The 20,145-nt window shown below is 64.1% G+C and carries 18 protein-coding genes; 8 read left to right on the forward strand and 10 right to left on the reverse strand.

Annotated features, from left to right (window positions below; translation table 11 throughout):
- Positions 1 to 111: 111 nt before the first annotated feature.
- The 5 genes from E8E75_RS10110 to E8E75_RS10130 form a co-directional block, all read right to left on the reverse strand.
- The gene (locus tag E8E75_RS10110) at positions 112 to 1,959 is read right to left on the reverse strand and encodes a Na/Pi symporter (RefSeq protein WP_280358650.1); all 1,848 of its coding nucleotides are present in this window, start codon (positions 1,957 to 1,959) and stop codon (positions 112 to 114) included.
- A 128-nt stretch (positions 1,960 to 2,087) separates the two neighbouring features.
- Positions 2,088 to 2,426 carry a multidrug transporter gene (locus tag E8E75_RS10115; protein WP_153918699.1) on the reverse strand — a complete coding sequence of 113 codons (339 nt, stop codon included), beginning with the start codon at positions 2,424 to 2,426 and terminating at the stop codon, positions 2,088 to 2,090.
- A 72-nt stretch (positions 2,427 to 2,498) separates the two neighbouring features.
- Positions 2,499 to 3,077, reverse strand: a complete 579-nt coding sequence (locus tag E8E75_RS10120) for a lysophospholipid acyltransferase family protein (protein WP_153918697.1) — start codon at positions 3,075 to 3,077, stop codon at positions 2,499 to 2,501.
- A gap of 63 nt (positions 3,078 to 3,140) precedes the next feature.
- Complete coding sequence (gene mutM, locus E8E75_RS10125) at positions 3,141 to 3,953, reverse strand: bifunctional DNA-formamidopyrimidine glycosylase/DNA-(apurinic or apyrimidinic site) lyase (RefSeq protein ID WP_153918695.1); 813 nt, start codon at positions 3,951 to 3,953, stop codon at positions 3,141 to 3,143.
- A gap of 24 nt (positions 3,954 to 3,977) precedes the next feature.
- Positions 3,978 to 4,790 (reverse strand): HDOD domain-containing protein, encoded by an 813-nt coding sequence (locus E8E75_RS10130; RefSeq protein ID WP_162945905.1) that lies wholly within the window; start codon positions 4,788 to 4,790, stop codon positions 3,978 to 3,980.
- Positions 4,791 to 5,020: 230 nt separating this feature from the next.
- Here E8E75_RS10130 and E8E75_RS10135 point away from each other — a divergent pair, with 230 nt between their 5' ends.
- From E8E75_RS10135 to E8E75_RS10150, 4 genes are all read left to right on the forward strand, one after another.
- On the forward strand, positions 5,021 to 6,217 hold the full coding sequence (locus E8E75_RS10135; RefSeq protein ID WP_153918693.1) for a class I SAM-dependent rRNA methyltransferase: 1,197 nt from the start codon (positions 5,021 to 5,023) through the stop codon (positions 6,215 to 6,217).
- A gap of 259 nt (positions 6,218 to 6,476) precedes the next feature.
- Positions 6,477 to 8,315, forward strand: coding sequence for a dihydroxy-acid dehydratase (gene ilvD, locus E8E75_RS10140; protein WP_153918691.1), 1,839 nt, complete (start codon positions 6,477 to 6,479; stop codon positions 8,313 to 8,315).
- Between the two features lie 302 nt (positions 8,316 to 8,617).
- Positions 8,618 to 9,991, forward strand: a complete 1,374-nt coding sequence (locus E8E75_RS10145) for a nucleobase:cation symporter-2 family protein (RefSeq protein ID WP_120653623.1) — start codon at positions 8,618 to 8,620, stop codon at positions 9,989 to 9,991.
- A gap of 43 nt (positions 9,992 to 10,034) precedes the next feature.
- The gene (locus E8E75_RS10150) at positions 10,035 to 10,499 is read left to right on the forward strand and encodes a metallophosphoesterase family protein (protein WP_153918689.1); all 465 of its coding nucleotides are present in this window, start codon (positions 10,035 to 10,037) and stop codon (positions 10,497 to 10,499) included.
- A 59-nt stretch (positions 10,500 to 10,558) separates the two neighbouring features.
- Here the strand turns inward: E8E75_RS10150 and E8E75_RS10155 are convergent, their stop codons facing one another.
- A complete protein-coding gene (locus tag E8E75_RS10155) occupies positions 10,559 to 11,071 on the reverse strand; it encodes a dihydrofolate reductase (RefSeq protein WP_120653625.1) in 513 nt (170 codons plus the stop codon).
- 307 nt (positions 11,072 to 11,378) lie between these two features.
- Between E8E75_RS10155 and E8E75_RS10160 the strand changes: the two genes are divergently transcribed.
- The 3 genes from E8E75_RS10160 (at position 11,379) to E8E75_RS10170 (ending at position 15,774) form a co-directional block, all read left to right on the forward strand.
- Positions 11,379 to 12,917 carry a nucleobase:cation symporter-2 family protein gene (locus tag E8E75_RS10160; RefSeq protein WP_120653626.1) on the forward strand — a complete coding sequence of 513 codons (1,539 nt, stop codon included), beginning with the start codon at positions 11,379 to 11,381 and terminating at the stop codon, positions 12,915 to 12,917.
- Positions 12,918 to 13,013: 96 nt separating this feature from the next.
- Complete coding sequence (locus tag E8E75_RS10165) at positions 13,014 to 14,411, forward strand: DUF2868 domain-containing protein (RefSeq protein ID WP_280358654.1); 1,398 nt, start codon at positions 13,014 to 13,016, stop codon at positions 14,409 to 14,411.
- Positions 14,404 to 15,774 (forward strand): GTPase/DUF3482 domain-containing protein, encoded by a 1,371-nt coding sequence (locus tag E8E75_RS10170; protein ID WP_153918685.1) that lies wholly within the window; start codon positions 14,404 to 14,406, stop codon positions 15,772 to 15,774. Before E8E75_RS10165 ends, E8E75_RS10170 begins: the two co-directional genes overlap by 8 nt.
- Positions 15,775 to 15,789: 15 nt before the next feature.
- On the opposite strand, the gene E8E75_RS10175 is transcribed toward E8E75_RS10170, so the two are convergent.
- From E8E75_RS10175 to E8E75_RS10190, 4 genes are read right to left on the reverse strand one after another with little or no spacing between them, the layout of a single operon-like run.
- Positions 15,790 to 16,788 (reverse strand): ribonuclease T(2), encoded by a 999-nt coding sequence (locus tag E8E75_RS10175; protein WP_153918683.1) that lies wholly within the window; start codon positions 16,786 to 16,788, stop codon positions 15,790 to 15,792.
- A gap of 46 nt (positions 16,789 to 16,834) precedes the next feature.
- The gene (locus E8E75_RS10180; protein ID WP_120653630.1) at positions 16,835 to 17,629 is read right to left on the reverse strand and encodes a thymidylate synthase; all 795 of its coding nucleotides are present in this window, start codon (positions 17,627 to 17,629) and stop codon (positions 16,835 to 16,837) included.
- Positions 17,629 to 18,429, reverse strand: a complete 801-nt coding sequence (lgt, locus tag E8E75_RS10185) for a prolipoprotein diacylglyceryl transferase (protein WP_120653631.1) — start codon at positions 18,427 to 18,429, stop codon at positions 17,629 to 17,631. The genes E8E75_RS10180 and lgt overlap by 1 nt, the downstream gene beginning before the upstream one ends.
- Positions 18,430 to 18,438: 9 nt before the next feature.
- Positions 18,439 to 19,221, reverse strand: a complete 783-nt coding sequence (locus tag E8E75_RS10190; RefSeq protein WP_120653632.1) for a sulfite exporter TauE/SafE family protein — start codon at positions 19,219 to 19,221, stop codon at positions 18,439 to 18,441.
- Between the two features lie 169 nt (positions 19,222 to 19,390).
- On the opposite strand from E8E75_RS10190, the gene E8E75_RS10195 reads away from it, so the two are divergent.
- Positions 19,391 to 20,143 (forward strand): NRDE family protein, encoded by a 753-nt coding sequence (locus E8E75_RS10195; RefSeq protein WP_153918680.1) that lies wholly within the window; start codon positions 19,391 to 19,393, stop codon positions 20,141 to 20,143.
- Positions 20,144 to 20,145: the final 2 nt, after the last annotated feature.

The raw sequence follows: 20,145 nt of genomic DNA on the forward strand, positions 1-20,145 counted from the left end.
CCAACACGCAAGGCCGAGGCCTGGCATCGTTGGGCTTCGCTGCGCCCTGCACCAACCTACGGGCGCTCCGCCTCCAGGCATTGCACGGTATACCGGCACTCACCGCACACCTTACGGACGATCGCCGTCCAGCACGATCAGTGACTCTTCATCCTGTTCCAGCCGTCGCAGCTCGCGGAACAGCAACTGCCCTTCACCCAGCATCAGCACATTTCGCAGGCTCTGGAAAATCCGGCTCGCATATCCCAGATCGTTCATTAGGGAACTGGTCATCAGGCCATCCAGTTCACCTTTGCGCACTGAATTGAACAGCCGGGTACGGAAGCTGCCATCGAAGGTCGCGGCCTGCTCGTCCAGCCAACCCAGACGCTCGTTCCATGCCTCTTCCGGCAGGTCGGAGCGGCCCAGCTCGCGCAGCTCATGGAGCATCGCCAGCAAGTGGCGGCGCAGGTCCACATAGGCATCACGAAGGGGAGCAGGCTCCTGGTCCAGGTAACGCCCGAGGTTCTTCTGCAGGTGCTTGGCATCCTTCACCGCATCCACCAGTTGCAGCGCGGCCAGCTGGCAACTGACCCAGAACTGTTGGTGTGCCTCATCCAGAGGCAGATCGAGCCGCCCCATGAAGCTCAGCAGGTCGCCATACACACCTTTGATATGCCGCTGGTAGAGCGCTTCGGCGTCCAGATGATGGCGCTCCGGCCGAGCCTGCAGCAGGCGCTCATCGCCTTGCGCCTTTGCCAGTTGGTCCACCGGCAGGTAAAGCGCGTGGCAGATCACTTCCATGCTCAAGCGACCGAGGTGGCGCAGTTCGCGCACCACGGCGCTGGCAGCGGCATCCACCGAATCCAGGGCGCGCTCGTTGAGGTAGCGCGCGCGGGTACGCAGCAGTTCCTCCGGCCCGACAGCCAGCTCGGTGATCAGCACCTGGGGCTCTTCGCGTTCCGGCAACCAGCGCACCAGCCAGTAAGCGAGGCGTTCTTGCAGCGGCCAGAACAGCAGCACACCCATGGCGTTGATAAGGCTGTGGAACATGGCCAGCTGGATCAGCTCGTTGTCGCCCAGCCCGGTGATGCCGGCGATCCGATCGACCATCAAGCTCAACGGCCCCAGCAGGATGAAAGCCAAGGTGCAGGTAACTACGTTGAACAACACGTGGGCCAACGCCAGCCGTTGTCCACTGCGGTTTCCGCCAAGGGAGCCGACGAAGGCGGTGGTGACGCTGCTGCCGACGTTGGAGCCGATGGCAATGGCGAAAGCCTGGGCCAGCTCCAGCTGACCACCGGCCAGGGCCGCCAGCGTCAGCATCAGCGTGGCATGGCTGGATTGCAGTACCACGGTCACCAGCAGCCCCACCAAAGCGAACAGCAAGCTTCCCATCAGCCCGTCGGCCTGGAAGGCGGTGAGGTCGAGGCCGTCGCCGAAGCTGGCGAAGCCGTCCTTGATCTGGTCGATGCCGAGGAAGATGAAGGCAATTCCGAGGACGATGCGCCCGGCCGCCTTGCTCTTCTCGCCGAGGAAACCACCGAGCACGCCGAAGACCAGCAGCGGCAACGCCAGCGGGCTCAGGCTGAGGTTCTGCCCCGCCAAGGCCAGCAGCCAGATACCACTGGTAGCCCCCAAGTTGGCACCGAAGAGGATGGCGATACCGCCGGCGAGCTGGATCAGCCCGGCACTGATGAAGGCGATGGTGAGCAGCGATACCAGCGTGCTGGACTGCAACAGCAAGGTGCCGCAGATGCCGAACATCAGCCCCTTGAAGGAGGTGGCGGTGCTGCTGGCCAGTAGTTGCTCGAGCTTGCTGCCGGCCAGCTGGCGCAGCCCCTCTTCCAGGCACTGCATCCCGAACAGGAACAGCGCAAGGCCGGCGCAGAGCTCCAGCCAGCCGGAACTGAACCAGAAACTCAATGCCAGCCCGACAGTAGCCAGGGCAAGCAGGATGATGCGCGAGTTGTGCTTCACGGGCGGTATTCCTTCACCAGACAGGGCTCAGCTATTACCCGATACAGTCGTCTGACGGCAACCCGCATGGCGCCCGAAAACGCCGACGGCCCCGAAAGGGGCCGTCGCAATGGAGTCGGGGGAAGGAATCAGTCGTGCTTGTAGCCACTGATCGTGCAGCCCAGGCAGCGCACGAAGGCTTCTCTGCCCGGCTCGACGACCAGCGCATTGGCCGCCTCGCCGACATTACCGCCCAGCGCGGAGAACGGCAGGCTGATGATGAACAGGCCCGCACCGATCACGGTGGCGCCGATCAGCAGCGGGCGGGCGATGATGATATCGCCGGCCATGCTGTAACCGGTGGGAGCATTGGCTGTGTACATCGGGTCACCGCTGGTGTTTTCCTGAACCACTTCCGCGTGAGCCGGCAGCGCCAGCAGGCCAGTGGTCAGCGCCAGGACAGCAGCGGTTGTGCGGAGCAGGTTCATACGGGCGATCCTTCAGATAGTGGTGTACGAAAAACTATAACAGCGCATGGCACATTGGCAGCGTGACGGCCTTCAATCGCCATTGAAAGCGTAGTCGGGTTTTTTCGGCACGTAAGGGCGGTAGAAGGTCAGCAACTGGCGCAGATCGGCGTGCTCGTCACCCGTGGGGTAGAACGGCTCGCCGATCACCACCCGGCGATTGGCGTAGTCCAGGGCAGCCGGGACTATAGGCACTCCGGCGCCGCAAGCGATGTGGTAGAAGCCCATTTTCCAGCGATCCACGCGTTTGCGGGTGCCTTCCGGCGAGATCACCAGCATGAACTCGCGATTCTCGCGGAAGCGCTCCACCGCTTGATCCACCATGTTCAGCTTGAGATGCCGATGGATCGGCACGCCTCCCCAGCGTTGCAGCAGCCCGGCGAAGGGCCAGCGGAAGATGGTGTGCTTGCCGAACCAGCGGGCATTCAGACGCAGCACGAACTTCACTGCGAGGAACAACACGAAGTCCCAGTTGGAAGTGTGGTGGGCGCCGATGATCACGAACTTGTCGAGGGGTGGCAGGCGCCCCTCGATACGCCAGCCCATCAGACGCAGCACGCCGTGGCCAATCGCCTCGGCAAAGGGATTGCGGGGCAGGTAATTACCGTACATAGGACAGACTTCTTTTCTTGTTCTAGGAATGCTCGACGCCGAGTCTCGCGACCCGGCGAGGGATTAGCGTTGGCAGCGCGGACAATAGACGCTGGCGCGCTGGCCCAGGCGGATTTCCCGCAAGGTCGAGCCGCACTGCTTGCAGAACTCGCCAGCACGGCCGTAGACGAACAACTCCTGCTGGAAGTAGCCCGGTTTGCCGTCGCCGCCGACAAAGTCGCGCAGGGTAGTGCCACCACACTCGATGGCCTGCGCAAGGATGCGTTTGATTTCCTCGGCCAGCTTCAGGTAGCGGGCCCGCGAGATGGAGCCCGCTTCGCGGCGCGGGTCGATTCCGGCGGCGAACAGCGCCTCGCTGGCGTAGATGTTGCCGACCCCGACCACCACGGCGTTGTCCATGATGAAGGGTTTCACCGCCATGCTGCGGCCACGGGACAGCTGGAACAGGCGCTCGCCGTCGAACAGGCCAGTCAGCGGCTCCGGCCCCAGGTGGCGCAACAGCTCGTGGTTCAGTGGGTCATCGCTCCAAAGCAGCGCGCCGAAGCGGCGTGGGTCGGTGTAGCGCAGGGCCATGCCCGACTCCAACTCGATATCCACATGCTCGTGCTTGGCCGCGACCAACCCAGCCTCCACCAGGCGCAGGCTGCCGGACATGCCGAGGTGGCTGATCAGGGTGCCGACTTCGGCCTGCAGCAACAGGTACTTGGCACGGCGCTCCACATGCAGGATGCGCTGGCCGGACAGGCGCATATCCAGGTCTTCGGGAATCGGCCAGCGCAGGCGGCGCTCACGCACGATCACCCGGCTGACGCGCTGGCCTTCGAGGAAGGGCGCGATGCCGCGGCGGGTCGTTTCGACTTCGGGTAGTTCAGGCATCTGAATCTCGGTACTCGGCGCGACTCAGCTAACGCCAAGCTCGCGGATGCTTTCCTTGAGGTTCTCGAAGTCGTACTCCGACAACCCGACATAGTCCAGCACCTGGGAGCGGATGCTCATCCACTCGTAATCCTCCGCCTGGTTACCCAGCACCAGATGCGAGGCGCAGATGTGCTCCGCCATCTTCAGGATGGCCAGCAGGGTCTTGAGCTGGGCATCGCGCCCGGAGTCGTCGGTGAAGATCGACAGGGCGTTGTGATGGTTGGCGATGGCTTCGCAGAGGTGTTCCGGCAGGCGCCATGAGCGCGCAGTGAAATAACCGACCACGGCGTGGTTGGTGTTCAGCAGGCGGTTCTCGGTGTCCACCACGCGGCGCTCGGGGCCTGCGCTGGCGTAGGCCTCCTCCAGCACCATCATGTAGTCCGGGAAGCGCTTGAGCATCAGCGGGATGCCGCAATTGTGGAACAGGCCGAGCGCGTAGGCTTCGTCGGCGGACTGGTAGCCGATGCGCTTGGCCAGGGTCAGGCTGGTCATGGCCACGTCCTGGGCGGTGTCCCAGAAGCGGTTCAGCGTAACGATGGTCTCATCGGTCATCTCGCCCTTGATCGACTGCGCGTTGATCAGGTTGATCACCGTGTTGCAGCCCAGCAGATTCACCGCCTGCTGGATCGAGGCAATGCGGTTGGTCAGGCCGAAAAAGGGTGAATTGACGATCTTCAGCAACGCACCGGACAGGCCCGGGTCCTGGCTGATCAGGCGGGCGATGGATTTCAGGTCCGGGGTCGGCATGACCTGCTCCATTTGCAGGTCGACCATGATCTGCGGCTGCGGCGGCACGCTGATGCCCTGCAGGACCTGACGGATCTGATCTGCGGATAGTTCTTGAGCCATGGGAATGGGGGGGAAGTTTGACCGAATCGACAGTCTACCCGGTTGCACCTGCCGTTTGCGCGGGATTTCCGGCGATTTTCCGACCATCGTGCCAGGTCGCCCATGGCACCGCCGGGCGGCCCCCGGAGCCCGCACGGGCTGGGGTATAATCCCCGCCTTTTTCCGGAGAGCGACACATGTCCCTGCCCAGCCTGCGCCTCAAAGCCAATGCCGATCGACGCCTGCGCGCCGGCCACCTGTGGGTCTACAGCAACGAAGTGGACGTGGTCGCCACCCCGCTGAACCTCTTTCAGCCGGGTGACCAGGCCATCCTCGAAGCCGCTGGCGGCAAACCCCTGGGCGTTGTCGCCATCTCTCCGAACAACCTGATCTGCGCTCGCCTGGTATCCCGCGACACCAAGCACACCCTGGACAAGTCCCTGCTGGTGCACCGCATCAACGTCGCCCTGAGCCTGCGCGAGCGTCTTTTCGACAAGCCCTTCTACCGCCTGGTCTACGGCGACTCCGACCTGCTGCCGGGCCTGGTGGTGGACCGCTTCGGCGATCACCTGGTGGTGCAGCTCGCCTCCGCCGCCATGGAGCGCAACAAGGCCGCCGTGCTCGACGCCCTGGTGCAAGTCCTCAAGCCGCGCGGTGTGCTCTGGAAGAACGACTCCAGCGCGCGTGAAGCCGAAGGCCTGGAGCGTTACGTGGACACCGCCTTCGGCGTGGTGCCCGAGTGGGTCGCCCTGGAAGAGAATGGCGTGAAGTTCGAGGCCCCGGTGATGGAAGGCCAGAAGACCGGCTGGTTCTATGACCACCGCATGAACCGTGCACGCCTGGCGCCCTACGTCAAAGGCAAGCGCGTACTCGACCTGTTCAGCTACATCGGCGGCTGGGGCGTGCAGGCTGCAGCCTTCGGCGCCAGCGAAGTGTTCTGCGTCGACGCCTCCGGTTTCGCCCTCGACGGTGTAGAGCGCAACGCCACCCTCAATGGCGTGGCTGAGCAGGTTACCTGCGTGGAAGGTGACGTGTTCGAAGCCCTCAAGGAACTGAAAGCCGCCGAAGAGCGCTTCGACGTGGTCGTCGCCGACCCGCCGGCCTTCATCAAGCGCAAGAAGGACCTGAAGAACGGCGAGGCCGCCTATCGCCGCCTCAACGAGCAAGCCATGCGCCTGCTGAACAAGGACGGCATCCTGGTCAGCGCCTCCTGCTCCATGCACCTGCCGGAAGACGACCTGCAGAACATCCTGCTCAACAGCGCCCGTCACCTGGACCGCAATATCCAGCTGCTGGAGCGCGGAGGCCAGGGCCCGGACCACCCGGTGCACCCGGCCATCGTCGAGACCCGCTACATCAAGAGCCTGACCGTTCGCCTGCTGCCCAACAGCTAAGCACCTCTGCCCGGCACTGGGCCGGCCGCTGCGCCGGCCCGACCGCCAGCCTTTCCCTGCCGGCCAGGCCCGGCGTAGAATCGGGCAATTCCTCGCCAACCATCCTCCGGCGGGCCAGTGAGCCCCGGCCGAGCGAGCGGTGACCCCGCCCCGCCTTCCGGCCACCACCGACCGAATGGCCATCTGCCGTTTGCATCCGGTATGTTCCGCGCTCACGATGAGACTCTTACAGACACCTGATTAGCCGCAGGAAACCGTCATGCCCGATTACCGCTCGAAAACCTCCACCCACGGCCGCAACATGGCTGGCGCTCGTGCCCTGTGGCGCGCCACCGGGATGAAGGACGAGGACTTCAAGAAGCCGATCATTGCCATCGCCAACTCCTTCACCCAGTTCGTGCCCGGCCATGTGCACCTGAAAGACCTGGGCCAGCTGGTCGCCCGCGAGATCGAGAAGCACGGCGGTGTGGCGAAGGAATTCAACACCATCGCCGTAGACGACGGCATCGCCATGGGCCACGACGGCATGCTCTATTCCCTGCCGAGCCGCGAGATCATCGCCGACTCCGTGGAATACATGGTCAACGCTCACTGCGCCGACGCCATCGTCTGCATTTCCAACTGCGACAAGATCACCCCCGGCATGCTGATGGCCGCCCTGCGCCTGAACATCCCGGTGGTCTTCGTCTCAGGTGGCCCAATGGAAGCCGGCAAGACCAAGCTGGCCAACCACGGCCTGGACCTGGTAGACGCCATGGTCGTGGCGGCCGACGATTCCTGCTCCGACGAAAAGGTCGCCGAGTACGAGCGCAGCGCCTGCCCGACCTGCGGTTCCTGCTCCGGCATGTTCACCGCCAACTCCATGAACTGCCTGACCGAAGCCCTCGGCCTGTCGCTGCCGGGCAACGGCTCCACCCTGGCCACCCACGCAGACCGCGAGCAGCTGTTCCTGCGCGCCGGCCGCCTGGCCGTCGAGCTGTGCCAGCGCTACTACGGCGAGGGCGACGACAGTGTGCTGCCGCGCAACATCGCCAACTTCAAGGCATTCGAGAACGCCATGACCCTGGACATCGCCATGGGCGGCTCCACCAACACCATCCTGCACCTGCTGGCCGCAGCACAGGAGGGCGAGGTGGCGTTCGACCTGCGCGACATCGATCGCCTGTCCCGCAAGGTCCCGCAGCTGTGCAAGGTGGCGCCGAACATCCAGAAGTACCACATGGAAGACGTGCACCGTGCCGGCGGCATCTTCTCGATTCTCGGTGAACTGGCCCGTGGCGGCCTGCTGCACACCGACGTCGCCACCGTGCACAGCCCGAGCATGGCCGACGCCATCGCCCAGTGGGACATCACCCAAACCAAGGATGAAGCCGTCCACACCTTCTTCAAGGCGGGCCCGGCCGGCATCCCCACCCAGGTTGCCTTCAGCCAGTCCACGCGCTGGGACACCCTGGACGACGACCGCGCCGAAGGCTGCATCCGCAGTGTCGAGCACGCCTACTCCCAGGAAGGCGGCCTGGCTGTCCTTTACGGCAACATCGCCCTCGACGGCTGCGTGGTGAAAACCGCTGGCGTGGATGAGTCCATCCATGTCTTCGAAGGCACCGCGAAGATCTTCGAAAGCCAGGACAGCGCCGTGAAAGGCATCCTCGCTGACGAAGTGAAGGCCGGCGACATTGTGATCATCCGCTACGAAGGCCCGAAAGGTGGCCCGGGCATGCAGGAAATGCTGTACCCGACCAGCTACCTGAAGTCCAAGGGCCTGGGCAAGCAATGCGCCCTGCTCACCGACGGCCGCTTCTCCGGTGGCACCTCCGGCCTGTCCATCGGCCACGCCTCTCCGGAAGCCGCCGCAGGCGGCGCCATCGGCCTGGTGCAGGACGGCGACAAGGTCCTTATCGACATCCCCAACCGCAGCATCAACCTGCTGGTTTCGGATGAAGAACTGGCCGCCCGCCGCGTGGAACAGGACAAGAAAGGCTGGAAGCCGGTCGCCCCGCGTGCGCGCAAAGTGACCACCGCGCTGAAAGCCTACGCCCTGCTCGCCACCAGCGCCGACAAGGGCGCGGTACGCGACAAGTCGATGCTCGACGGCTGAGCCTGGTAGCAGATGGTAGAAAGCCCGGCCATACGCCGGGCTTTCTGCTTTCCGTGGGGGCGATTTCAATCGCCAACGGGCGTTAGCGGTTGCGAGAGATCTACCATCGGGTCAAGAACCTTGTAGGAGCTGGCTTGCCGGCGAAACGGGGCCATTCGCTGGCAAGTCAGCTCCTACGGCCAGTACATCTGCTTGAAACACGTAATGCAGAAATAACCAATGAATTGCCCCCACAAGATCCAGCCTCCCTCACCAAACCTGACCACTCAGGTAGAATCGCCGCTTTTTTGCGGTCGATCACCATGACTTCACTGGAAAAGCCCCCCGTCCCCGAGACTCGCAACGAGCTGCTCTACGGCCTGGAAGACAAGCCACGCCCCGTCGCCGCCCTGCTCGCCGCGCTGCAGCACCTGCTGGCCATCATCGTCCCCATCGTCACCCCTGGCCTGCTGATCTGCCAGGCGCTGGGCGTGTCGGCGCGGGATACCAACCTGATCGTCTCCATGTCCCTGGTGGTGTCTGGTATCGCCACCTACGTTCAATGCAAGCGCTTCGGGCCGTTCGGCGCCGGGCTGTTGATCGTCCAGGGCACCAGCTTCAACTTTGTCGGCCCGCTGATCGCCGGTGGTGCACTCATGGTCAAGCAAGGCACTCCGGTTGAGGCAGTGATGGCCGCTATCTTCGGCGTGGTAATGGCCGGTGCCTTCGTCGAAATGGGCATTTCCCGCGTGCTGCCCTTCGTCAAACGACTGATCAATCCGCTGGTGACCGGTATCGTCGTGCTGATGATCGGCCTGACCCTGATCAAGGTGGGCCTGATCAGCATGGGTGGCGGCTTCGGCGCGATGGCCAACGGCACCTTCGCCAACGGCGAGAACCTGCTGCTGTCCGGTACCGTGCTCGGCGTGATCCTGCTGCTCAACCGCATCCCGCTGGTGTGGATGCGCAGCTGCGCCATCGTCATCGCACTGCTGGCGGGCTACGCCCTGGCCGCCTGGCTCGGCCGCCTCGATTTCAGCGGCCTGCACGACGCGCCGCTGCTGCAGGTGCCGGTACCGTTGCACTTTGGCCTGGGGTTCTCCTGGTCACTGTTCGTACCGATGCTCGTGATCTACCTGGTCACTTCGCTTGAAGCCATCGGTGACGTCACCGCCACCAGCAAGGTTTCGCGCCAGCCGGTGGAAGGCCCGTTATGGATGCAAAGGATCAAGGGCGGCGTGCTGGTCAACGGCGCCAACTCCCTGCTTGCCGGCCTGTTCAATACCTTCCCTAGCTCAGTCTTCGCCCAGAACAACGGCGTGATCCAGCTCACCGGCATCGCCAGCCGCCATATCGGCATCTGGATTGCTCTTATGCTGGTGTTGCTGGGCCTGTTCCCGGCCGTGGCTGGCGTGCTGCAAGCCATTCCCGAACCCGTGCTGGGGGGCGCCGCCATGGTGATGTTCGGTGCAGTAGCCGCTTCCGGCATCAATATCCTCGCTGGCACCACCCTGGATCGCCGAGCGCTGCTGATCATCGCCGTATCGCTCGCCCTGGGTCTCGGCGTGTCGCAGGTGCCGGAATTCCTCGCCCATATGCCGGCGGCACTGCGCAACATCCTCGAATCCGGTGTGGCCACCGGCGGTCTCTGCGCCCTGCTGCTGAACTGGTTCCTGCCAGAAACCACGCGCACGTAAGAGTGATGCAGAATGGGCCTCGTTTCCCGCCGAGGCCCATGCCATGAAGCCCCTCCGTATCGGCCTGATCTCCGACACCCACGGCCTGCTACGTCCGCAGGCGCTTGCGGCGCTGGAGGGCTGCGACCACATTCTCCACGCTGGCGACATCGGAAAAGCCGAAATACTCGACACCCTTTCCGGGCTGGCGCCGCTGACGGCCGTGCGAGGCAACAACGACGAGGGGCCCTGGGCGCAGGCCATTCGCAAGGTGGAAGCGGTTCAACTGGGCGGGATCGGCATCTATTTGGTGCATGACCAGGCGGATATTCCTGACGACCTTGCCCAGCGCGGCTTCAGGGTCGTGGTCACTGGCCATTCGCACAAACCCCTGATCAACGAGCATTCAGGATTACTGCACGTGAACCCAGGCAGCGCAGGCCCGCGCCGTTTCAAGCTGCCAGTGTCGGTGGGGTTTCTCTTGATTGACGATGACGCTCGGGCGGAGCTTCGCGAGCTGGTCCTATAACCTGTGTGAGCAAATTCTTTCGCGAATGAATTCGCTCACACAGGACAGGATCGGGGGCCTCAGCGCTTTTCCCACACCTCGAAGGCGTAGGCCGGCGTGTCCGTCGTCGCCTCGTGCTCGATGCTGGAGGCCAAGCGCCAGTCCTGCTGCGACACTTCAGGGAAGAATGCATCGCCCTCCGGAGCCAGCTCAACGCGAGTCAGGTAGAGGCGGTCGGCCTGGACCAGGCCCTGGGCATAGAGTTCTGCGCCGCCGATCAGCATCAGTTCCTCGGCCTCTTCCGCACGCGCCCAGGCATCAGCGCGTTCGATCGCAGCTTCCAGGCTCGGAAAGACTTCCGCGCCTTCCAGCACCAGAGAGCTCTGGCGGCTGACCACCAGATTGAGCCGGCCCGGCAGCGGGCGACCAAGGGAGTCCCAGGTCTTGCGGCCCATGATGATCGGCTTGCCGAGGGTCATGGCCTTGAAGTGCTTGAGGTCCGCCGGCAGGTGCCAGGGCAGTTGGTTGTCGCGACCGATCACGCGGTTCTGCGCGAGGGCGGCAATCAGGCATAGGGGCAGGGTCTTTTTCATGGCGGCGAGAATACCGGCTGCCGTCCGTGAGAGAAAGCCAACGGAGGATGGGCGCCCGAATCACACATTTCCGGCACGGCCTATGCATCCCCAAAATGAATGGTTCGACGAGCGACCTCCATTCGTCGCCAATCACTTTCCTGACCACATGGTCAATGATTGATTCTACTTATTTCGGCGCCTTTATAAGAATTAACGCAGGAGATAGGCGAAAAAGCTTGCCTAAAAAATTGTATACAAACCACTAGTCAATAGGCCGGTTAATTGTCTACAGTTGCCAGCACAATAACAAAACCGAGAGCCCACCATGACAGTCCCATCCGCAAGTCCGTCTCCGGTGCAACGACCGGAAGATGAAAACCTCGGCATTGGAGCCAACCTCGCCTACGGTCTGCAGCATGTGCTGACCATGTACGGCGGAATTGTCGCGGTACCCCTGATCATCGGCCAGGCTGCCGGGCTTTCGCCCGCAGACATCGGCCTGCTGATCGCAGCCTCACTGTTCGCCGGTGGCCTGGCCACCTTGCTACAAACGATCGGTCTCCCCTTCTTCGGCTGTCAGCTGCCTCTGGTGCAAGGCGTGTCCTTCGCTGGTGTGGCAACCATGATCGCCATCATCGGCAGCGACGGCGCCGGTGGAATCCCCGCAGTGCTGGGCGCGGTAATCGCTGCCTCGCTGATAGGCCTGCTGATTACCCCGGTGTTCTCACGGATCACCAAGTTCTTCCCGCCACTGGTGACCGGCATCGTGATCACCACCATTGGCCTCACCCTGATGCCCGTCGCGGCACGCTGGGCCATGGGCGGCAACAGCCAGTCGCCGGAATTCGGCAGCGTGGCAAACATAAGCCTGGCTGCCTTCACCCTTGGAACCGTGCTGCTGCTGAGCAAACTGGGCAGCGCCAGCATTTCGCGCCTGTCCATCCTCCTGGCGATGATCATCGGCACCGTGGCGGCAGTGTTCTTCGGCATGGCGGACTTCTCCAAGGTGCTTGAAGGCCCGCTGGTCGCCATGCCTTCGCCGCTGCACTTCGGCATGCCGGAGTTCCATATCGCGGCGATCCTGTCGATGCTGATCGTGATCATCGTGACCCTGGTGGAGACCTCCGCAGACATTCTTGCCGTGGGCGAGATCATCGGCACCAAGGTCGACTCCAAGCGCCTCGGCAACGGCCTGCGCGCCGACATGATTTCCAGCTCGCTGGCCCCGCTGTTCGGCTCCTTCACCCAGAGCGCCTTCGCCCAGAACGTCGGTCTGGTAGCCGTGACCGGCGTGAAGAGCCGCTACGTGGTCGCCACCGCCGGCCTGATCCTGGTGACCCTCGGTCTGTTGCCGGTTATGGGCCGCCTGATCGCCGCTGTCCCCACTTCGGTACTGGGTGGCGCAGGCGTGGTGCTGTTCGGCACCGTGGCCGCCTCCGGCATCCGTACCCTGGCGCAGGTGGACTATCGCAACAACATGAACCTGATCATCGTCGCCACCTCCATCGGCTTCGGCATGATCCCGATCGCCGCGCCGACCTTCTACCACCACTTCCCCGCCTGGTTCGAAACCATCTTCCACTCCGGCATCAGCTCAGCCGCGATCATGGCGATCCTGCTGAACCTGATCTTCAACCACCTGAAGGCCGGCAACTCGGACCAGCAGTCGGTATTCGTCGCCGCCAACGAACGCACCCTGCGCTACCAGGACGTCGCCGCCCTGAACGAGGGTGATTACTTCCGCGACGGCAAGCTGTATGACTGCGACGGCAACGAAGTGAAAGTGGTGACCGACCACGACGACCACCACGACGCGCCAACAGCCCCCCGAGTGAAAGTGGCGGCAGGTTCCCACAGCCACTGACAGGTATAGGCCGGCGCACAGTGCCGGCCTTCTCTTGATGAAGGGCCCGCCTTCAGCGGTTATTCTCAGTGCTCACCCTTGGCCAAGAGGCCCTTCGTGAGCGAACCCAATCGAGCCTCCCTCCCTCCTCTCTCCGCCCTCGACCGGCTCTGGCTGACCGAGGCCATCCGCCTGCGCGAAGAACACGCCGGCCCTCTCGAAGACTCAGAGGCAAACCGTCGTGCCAATGCCGCAGGGGGAAATCTGGCGGCGCGCATCGAAGCCCGCGCCCTCTGGCTGGCCCAACGCGACGGGCAGCTCCCGGCCCTGCAGCACTGGCGCCAGGGCGCACGACTCGCCGGCCTGTTACTGGTGATGCTTGCGCTGATCAGCGGTGCTGGCCTGGCCGTTGCCGCACTCGGTGATGGCCAGCGTCCGGTCAACCTGTTCTGGGCCCTGGGCAGCCTGCTCGGCTTGCACTTGCTGATGCTGCTCGGCTGGGCCCTGTCGCTCTGCCTCGGCAACAGCGCCAGCGTGCTGGGTCGCATCTGGTTATGGCTAAGCGGCAAGCTCGCCCGCGACGCCCAGGCTGCGCACCTGGCTCCCGCGCTGCTCCTGCTGCTGCAGCGCCAGCGCCTGACCCGCTGGGGACTGGGCGCCCTGGTGCACGGAGCATGGTTGCTGACCCTGGGCAGCGCTCTGGTGGTGCTCCTGCTCCTGCTCGCGACCCGTCGCTATGGTTTCGTCTGGGAAACCACCATCCTCGGCAGCGATACATTCGTCTTCCTGACCCAAGCCCTCGGCGCCCTTCCCAGCCTTCTCGGGTTCAGCCTGCCGGACGCCGCGACCATCCGCGCCAGTAGTGCCGTGGTCAGCGAAGAAGCCGCGCGTCAGGCCTGGTCAGGCTGGCTCCTGGGGATCACCTTCACCTACGGCCTGCTGCCGCGCCTGCTGCTGGGCCTATTCTGCTTCTGGCGTTGGTCGCAAGGGCGCGCGCGCCTTGGCCTCGACCTCAGCCTGCCTGGCTACAGCTTGCTACGCGAACGTCTGCAGCCAGCCAGCGAGCGCCTGGGCGTCTGTGATGCCGCGCCCGCCGAGCAGGTCGAACCCCGCGCCGGCAGCCTGAATGGCGCCAGCCAGGGTGCACTGCTGGTGGCGATCGAACTGGATGACCGCCGCCCCTGGCCGCCGTCCCTGCCCAAGGGCGTGGGTGATGCCGGCGTGCTGGACAGCCGCGAGCAGCGCCAACGTCTGCTCGACCAACTCAGCCGTTTTCCACCTGAGCGCCTCGCAGTAGCTTGCGATCCTCGTCGCTCGCCGGATCGCGGCACCCTGGCATTGATCGGCGAACTTGCGCGCAGCGCGGGTCAGACCCGCATCTGGCTGCTCCCTCCACCCGCCGGCGACGCTCTTGATAGCCAACGCCTGGAAGACTGGCACCAGGCACTCGACCGCCTGTCCCTGCCCCATGCCCAGGGTGCGCCCCTGCAATGGCTGGAGACTGGCCATGACTAAACCGTTGAAGCTCGCCGTGGTCGGTCACACCAACGTTGGCAAGACCTCGTTGCTGCGTACCCTGCTGCGTGATCGCTCGTTTGGCGAGGTCTCCCATCGACCCAGCACCACCCGGCATGTGGAGGGCGCGCGGCTGTCAGTGGACGGCCAGCCGCTGCTGGAACTGTATGACACGCCGGGACTGGAGGACGCCATCGCCCTCCTGGATCACCTGGAGCGACTGGATCGCCCAGGCGAGCGCTTGGATGGCCCGGCACGTCTCGCCCGTTTCCTCGACGGCAGCGAAGCCCGCCAGCGCTTCGAGCAGGAAGCCAAGGTGCTGCGCCAGTTGTTGACCTCGGATGCCGGGCTCTATGTGATTGATGCCCGCGAACCGGTGCTGGCCAAGTACCGCGATGAACTGGCAGTGCTCGCGATGTGCGGACGACCGCTGCTGCCAGTGCTGAACTTTGTCGCCAGCGAGAGCCACCGCGAAGCCGATTGGCGCGAGGCCCTTGCCCGCCTTGGCCTGCATGCACTGGTACGCTTCGACAGCGTGGCCCCGCCGCTGGATGGCGAGGAGCGTCTCTACGACAGCCTGGCCCTCCTGCTCGAGCGAGCACGCCCTCAGTTGCAGCGACTGGTGGAGGATCACCAGGCGCAACGCCGCCTGCGCCTGGAGGCAGGTAGTCGACTGATCGCTGAACTGTTGCTGGACGTCGCAGCCTGCCGCCGCAGTGTGCCGGCCCAGGAAGCTGCCCTGCAGGCCGCCACCGAGACACTGCGCCAACAGGTGCGCCAGCGCGAGCAACGTTGCGTGGAAGCACTGCTGCGGCTTTACGCATTCGCCCAGGACGATGCCGCCACCAGCGATCTGCCATTGCTAGGCGGCCGTTGGGGCGACGATCTATTCAACCCGGAAACGCTCAAACAGCTGGGTGTGCGCCTGGGCGGCGGCATGGCTGCCGGTGCGGCGGCTGGCGCAAGTGTCGACTTGCTGGTGGGTGGCCTCACGCTGGGTGCCGCAGCGGCACTCGGCGCCATAGCCGGCGGCGCCTGGCAGACCTTCGGTCACTATGGCGAACGGCTGTTGGGCAAGATCAAGGGACAACGCGAACTGACCGTGGACGACTCCATCCTGCGCCTGCTGGCCCTGCGTCAACGCCAGCTACTGGCGGCGCTGGACGCCCGCGGCCATGCGGCTTTCGAGGCAGTGCGCGTCGACACTCCGGAGGAAAGGCAGTGGCAGGAGGGCAAGCTGCCGGCCGTGCTGGGCAAGGCGCGCGCCCATCCGGAATGGTCGTCGCTGAATCCAGGCGCCGAGCTGGAGCAGGCGGAGCGCCAGGGTTGGGTCGCAGCCCTGGCGGAAGGCTTGCGGCCCTGAAATCAGGGCCGGCGGTCAGCGGCCGCCGGCCTCGATCAGGATGCGGTCGGAGCTGCACTCACTGCGATCGCGCGCGCGACTCTCGGCGAACTGACCATCGACCACCCCAACCAGATTGTCAGCCTGCTTCAGCGCACGAGGCAGCGAAACGCGTACCTCCTGCAGATACTTGCCGCTGCAAATGAGCAGGAAATTGTTCTGCGCATCTCGGCTACCGAAGTCCTGTTCCACGCGCTCGTAGAACGCGCGCTTGGAAATGGCACCACCGATGTTGGCAACGATGTACTGACCCGCAGCCGACTGATCCAGCTGGCGCACCAGGTCCGCCGCGCGACGGAAGTAGGTATCGTCGTCCATTTGCGTCTGACAGACACCGTGCTTGTCCCATTGATAGCGGCCGAAACTGGTGCCATAGCGGAAGTTCGGCATCCATGGGCGGACGTAGGCCAGCGTGTCACCGCTGAGCTTCATCTCTGGCCCGGCGCAGTGGCCGTAGTCCTTGCCGCAGGGCCGGCGATTGGGCCAGAGGCCATGCAGGGTCAGGTGGGAGATTTGTAGCTCACCGGAATCCAGGCCTTCACACTCAGGCTTCTTGCCGTTGTAGCGGGCATGCTCACAAAAGCCCGGCTGCCAGGTGGCGGCCAACACATAGCCGTCGTGCTGGTCGGGCACATTGCAGGCGCCTGCGCTCTCTCCGGAGGCGGCAGGCTTGCCGGTATTGAAGGCAATCCCCTCGGCCGAGCCGCAGTCGGCGGAGACCCAGCGCAAGGGCGTGGCACTGCCCGGAATGCGAATGCGCAGCCAGTCGTAATCGCGCTTGTTGACCTCCACCACTTCGTAGCGGCGACCTGGTTCCAACTTGAGGTCGTCCGGGTTGCTCTGCTTGCGGATGGACTGGAAAGCCTCGCAACGCTGACTGGCAATGAAACTTCCCTGGGCTGGCTCGGCCCAGGTGGAAAAGGACGACCAGAGGCCGAAAAGCCCCGTGAGCAGGGCTGCAAGCGGGGCTTTCATGGTGACTCCTGTCATCGGAAGGCCGGGACGTCTCCGCCCCAGCAGGTCAGACGGCGACAGGCGCCTTGATGTGCGGATGCGCCTGGTAGCCCACCAGTTCGAAGTCCTCGAACTTGAAGGCGAACAGGTCCTTCACGTCCGGGTTGATCTTCATGGTCGGCAACGGCAGCGGCTCGCGCGTGAGCTGCAGGTCGGTCTGCTCGATGTGGTTGGCATAGAGGTGGCAGTCGCCGCCGGTCCAGATGAACTCGCCCGGTTCCAGGTCGCAGACCTGGGCCACCATAAGAGTCAGCAGGGCATAACTGGCGATGTTGAAGGGTACGCCGAGGAAGATGTCGGCCGAACGCTGGTACAGCTGGCAGCTCAACTTGCCGTTGGCCACGTAGAACTGGAACAGCGCGTGGCAGGGCGGCAGGGCCATCTCGTCCACCAGGGCGGGGTTCCAGGCGGAAACGATCAGCCGGCGCGAGTCCGGGTTCTTCTTGATCATTTCCACCACCTTGGTGATCTGGTCGATGGACTCGCCATTGGGTGCCGGCCAGGAACGCCACTGATAGCCATAGACCGGTCCGAGGTTGCCCTCTTCGTCAGCCCATTCGTCCCAGATGGAGACGCCGTTGTCCTTCAGGTACCTGATGTTGGTATCGCCCTGGAGGAACCACAGCAGCTCATGGACGATGGATTTCAGGTGGCACTTCTTGGTGGTCACGAGGGGGAAGCCTTCGGCCAGGTCGAAGCGCATCTGGTGGCCGAACACGCTGTAGGTGCCCGTGCCGGTGCGGTCGCTCTTGAAGGTGCCGGTCTCGCGCACGCGGCGCATCAGGTCGAGATACTGTTTCATCAGACGACTCCTTGGGCGGCCTGGCGGCGATGGGCCCAGACAATCAGGGCGATGCCGCCGATGATCATCGGCAGGCAGAGGATCTGGCCCATGGTCAGCCAGCCGAAGGCCAGGTAACCGAGCTGGGCGTCAGGGACGCGGACGAACTCCACCGCGAAGCGGAAAATACCGTAGAACAGCGCGAACATGCCGGAAACCGCCATGGTCGGGCGTGGCTTGCGCGAGTAGAACCAGAGGATGGCGAACAACGCCACGCCTTCCAGAGCGAACTGGTAGAGCTGCGACGGATGGCGCGGCAACTGGGCCGGGTCAGTGGGGAAGATCATCGCCCAGGGAACGTCGGTGGCCTTTCCCCAGAGCTCGGCATTGATGAAGTTGCCGATACGGCCAGCACCCAGACCGATAGGTACCAGGGGCGCGATGAAGTCCATCAACTGGAAGAAGCTCTTGTTGTTGCGCTTGCCGAACCAGAGGGTCGCCAGCATCACGCCGATCAGGCCGCCATGGAACGACATGCCGCCCTTCCAGACTTCGAAGATCAGTAGCGGATTGGCGATGTAGGCCGACAGATCGTAGAACAACACATAGCCGAGACGACCACCGGCGATTACGCCAAGCGCGACCCAGAACACCAGGTCGGAGAGTTTCTCCTTGCTCCAGCTGGGATCGAAGGCGTTCAGGCGGCGCGAGGCCAGCCACCACGCACCACCGATGCCAATGAGGTACATCAGACCGTACCAGTGGATTTTCAGCGGGCCGATAGCCAGCGCTACCGGGTCGATCTGGGGATAAGCCAGCATTACAGCTCCTTAGATCAGGAAGTTCAGGCCCACTGACAGCAGCAGCAGGGCGAACAGGCGCTTCAGCAAGCGCGGCGAAAGCCTGTGGGCCAGGCGCGCGCCGAAGCGGGCGAAAAACATGCTGGTGACGGCAATGCCAACCAGCGCCGGAAGGTAAATGAAGCCAACGCTGTAGGGCGGTAGATTGGTGTTGTTCCAGCCCAGCACCATGAACGACAGCGCGCTCGCCGCGGCGATCGGCAGTCCGCAGGCCGCGGAGGTGGCCACCGCCTGCTGGATCGGTACGCTGCGCCAGGTCAGGAAGGGTACGGTCAGGGAACCACCACCGATACCGAAGATGGCCGAGGCCCAACCGATCACCACACCTGCCAGGGTCAGGCCCGGCTTGCCGGGAACGGCGCGGCTGGCCTTGGGCTTCAGGTCCAGCCCCATCTGTATGGCTACCAGTATGGCGAAGATACCAATGATCTTCTGCAACATCGGGCCCTGAATGGCAGCTGCGGTCAGGGCACCGAAGCCGGCGCCGATGAGGATTCCGACCGCCATCCAGGCAAAGATCGGCCAGCGCACCGCACCTTTGCGATGATGCTCGCGCACCGAATTGATCGAGGTGAAGATGATGGTGGCCAGGGACGTGCCAACTGCCAGGTGCGTGAGAATGCCGGGATCGAATCCATGGGCGGTGAAGCTGAACACCAGCACCGGCACGATGATCATGCCGCCGCCGACGCCGAACAGCCCGGCCAGCACTCCGGCGCAGGCGCCGAGTACCAGGTAGAGCAGGAATTCCATGGACACCCCCGAAAACAAAGCGGCATGTTAACGGAAGGCCGTTTCTCGCTCCACCGGGTGGAGATGGACGTTCAACGCAAGCTGCCGATAACCCGGAAGTGGACATTTGCAGCTGATGTAGTTTTCCTACCTGCTGCTACACTCCGGCTCATAAAAAGGAGACGACTCCATGTGCCTGATCGTATTCGCATGGCGCCCCGGACACGAAGTCCCGCTGGTGCTCGCTGCAAACCGAGATGAATTCTATGCACGCCCCACGCTTTCCATGGCGAACTGGGAAGACGCACCCGGCGTAATCGCTGGGCGCGACCTCGAAGCCGGCGGCACCTGGCTTGGCGCCGGGCCCAAAGGCCGCTTCGCCGCCCTCACCAACATCCGCGATCCCCGAACGCCGCCGGTCGGCCGCACCCGCGGCGAGCTCTGCGTGCAATTCCTGCGAGGAACCATGGGGCCGGGCGAGTTCCTCGAGGACGCGCTGCGCCGGGCTGGCGACTATTCGGGCTTCAACTTACTGGTGGGGGACGACCGCGAGCTGTGGTTCCTCAATCCGCGCAGCGGCGGACCGATCAACCTCAAGCCGGGCATCTACGGGGTATCCAACGCCGATCTGGATACGCCCTGGCCCAAGGTCGAGCGCGGCAAGGCGGCCATCGCCGAATGCCTGAATCCTCCCTCGACGGACGCGCTGCTCAACCTGCTGCACGACCCGGAGGTTGCCCAGGACCACATTCTGCCGGACACCGGCGTGGGGCTGAACACCGAGCGCATGCTCTCCAGCGTGTTCATCGCCACCCGCACCTACGGCACCCGCGCCAGTTCGGCCCTGATCGTCCGCGCCGACGGCAGCCGTGAGCTGGTGGAGCGCAGCTACGGCCCCTACGGCGCGAAGCTGGGGGATGTGCGGATGGAACTGCGGGACTAGAC

Source organism: Pseudomonas sp. BN606 (assembly GCF_029873115.1).
Classification (GTDB): Bacteria; Pseudomonadota; Gammaproteobacteria; order Pseudomonadales; family Pseudomonadaceae; genus Metapseudomonas.

Excerpts from the sequence above, each read along its gene's own strand:
- E8E75_RS10195 (WP_153918680.1), top strand. The coding sequence starts at position 19,391 with ATGTGCCTGATCGTATTCGCATGGCGCCCCGGACACGAAGTCCCGCTG.
- ilvD (WP_153918691.1), top strand. The coding sequence starts at position 6,477 with ATGCCCGATTACCGCTCGAAAACCTCCACCCACGGCCGCAACATGGCT.
- E8E75_RS10170 (WP_153918685.1), top strand. The coding sequence starts at position 14,404 with ATGACTAAACCGTTGAAGCTCGCCGTGGTCGGTCACACCAACGTTGGC.
- E8E75_RS10150 (WP_153918689.1), top strand. The coding sequence starts at position 10,035 with ATGAAGCCCCTCCGTATCGGCCTGATCTCCGACACCCACGGCCTGCTA.
- E8E75_RS10115 (WP_153918699.1), bottom strand. The coding sequence starts at position 2,426 with ATGAACCTGCTCCGCACAACCGCTGCTGTCCTGGCGCTGACCACTGGC.
- E8E75_RS10135 (WP_153918693.1), top strand. The coding sequence starts at position 5,021 with ATGTCCCTGCCCAGCCTGCGCCTCAAAGCCAATGCCGATCGACGCCTG.
- E8E75_RS10120 (WP_153918697.1), bottom strand. The coding sequence starts at position 3,077 with ATGTACGGTAATTACCTGCCCCGCAATCCCTTTGCCGAGGCGATTGGC.
- mutM (WP_153918695.1), bottom strand. The coding sequence starts at position 3,953 with ATGCCTGAACTACCCGAAGTCGAAACGACCCGCCGCGGCATCGCGCCC.
- E8E75_RS10160 (WP_120653626.1), top strand. The coding sequence starts at position 11,379 with ATGACAGTCCCATCCGCAAGTCCGTCTCCGGTGCAACGACCGGAAGAT.
- E8E75_RS10190 (WP_120653632.1), bottom strand. The coding sequence starts at position 19,221 with ATGGAATTCCTGCTCTACCTGGTACTCGGCGCCTGCGCCGGAGTGCTG.
- lgt (WP_120653631.1), bottom strand. The coding sequence starts at position 18,429 with ATGCTGGCTTATCCCCAGATCGACCCGGTAGCGCTGGCTATCGGCCCG.
- E8E75_RS10145 (WP_120653623.1), top strand. The coding sequence starts at position 8,618 with ATGACTTCACTGGAAAAGCCCCCCGTCCCCGAGACTCGCAACGAGCTG.
- E8E75_RS10155 (WP_120653625.1), bottom strand. The coding sequence starts at position 11,071 with ATGAAAAAGACCCTGCCCCTATGCCTGATTGCCGCCCTCGCGCAGAAC.
- E8E75_RS10175 (WP_153918683.1), bottom strand. The coding sequence starts at position 16,788 with ATGAAAGCCCCGCTTGCAGCCCTGCTCACGGGGCTTTTCGGCCTCTGG.
- E8E75_RS10180 (WP_120653630.1), bottom strand. The coding sequence starts at position 17,629 with ATGAAACAGTATCTCGACCTGATGCGCCGCGTGCGCGAGACCGGCACC.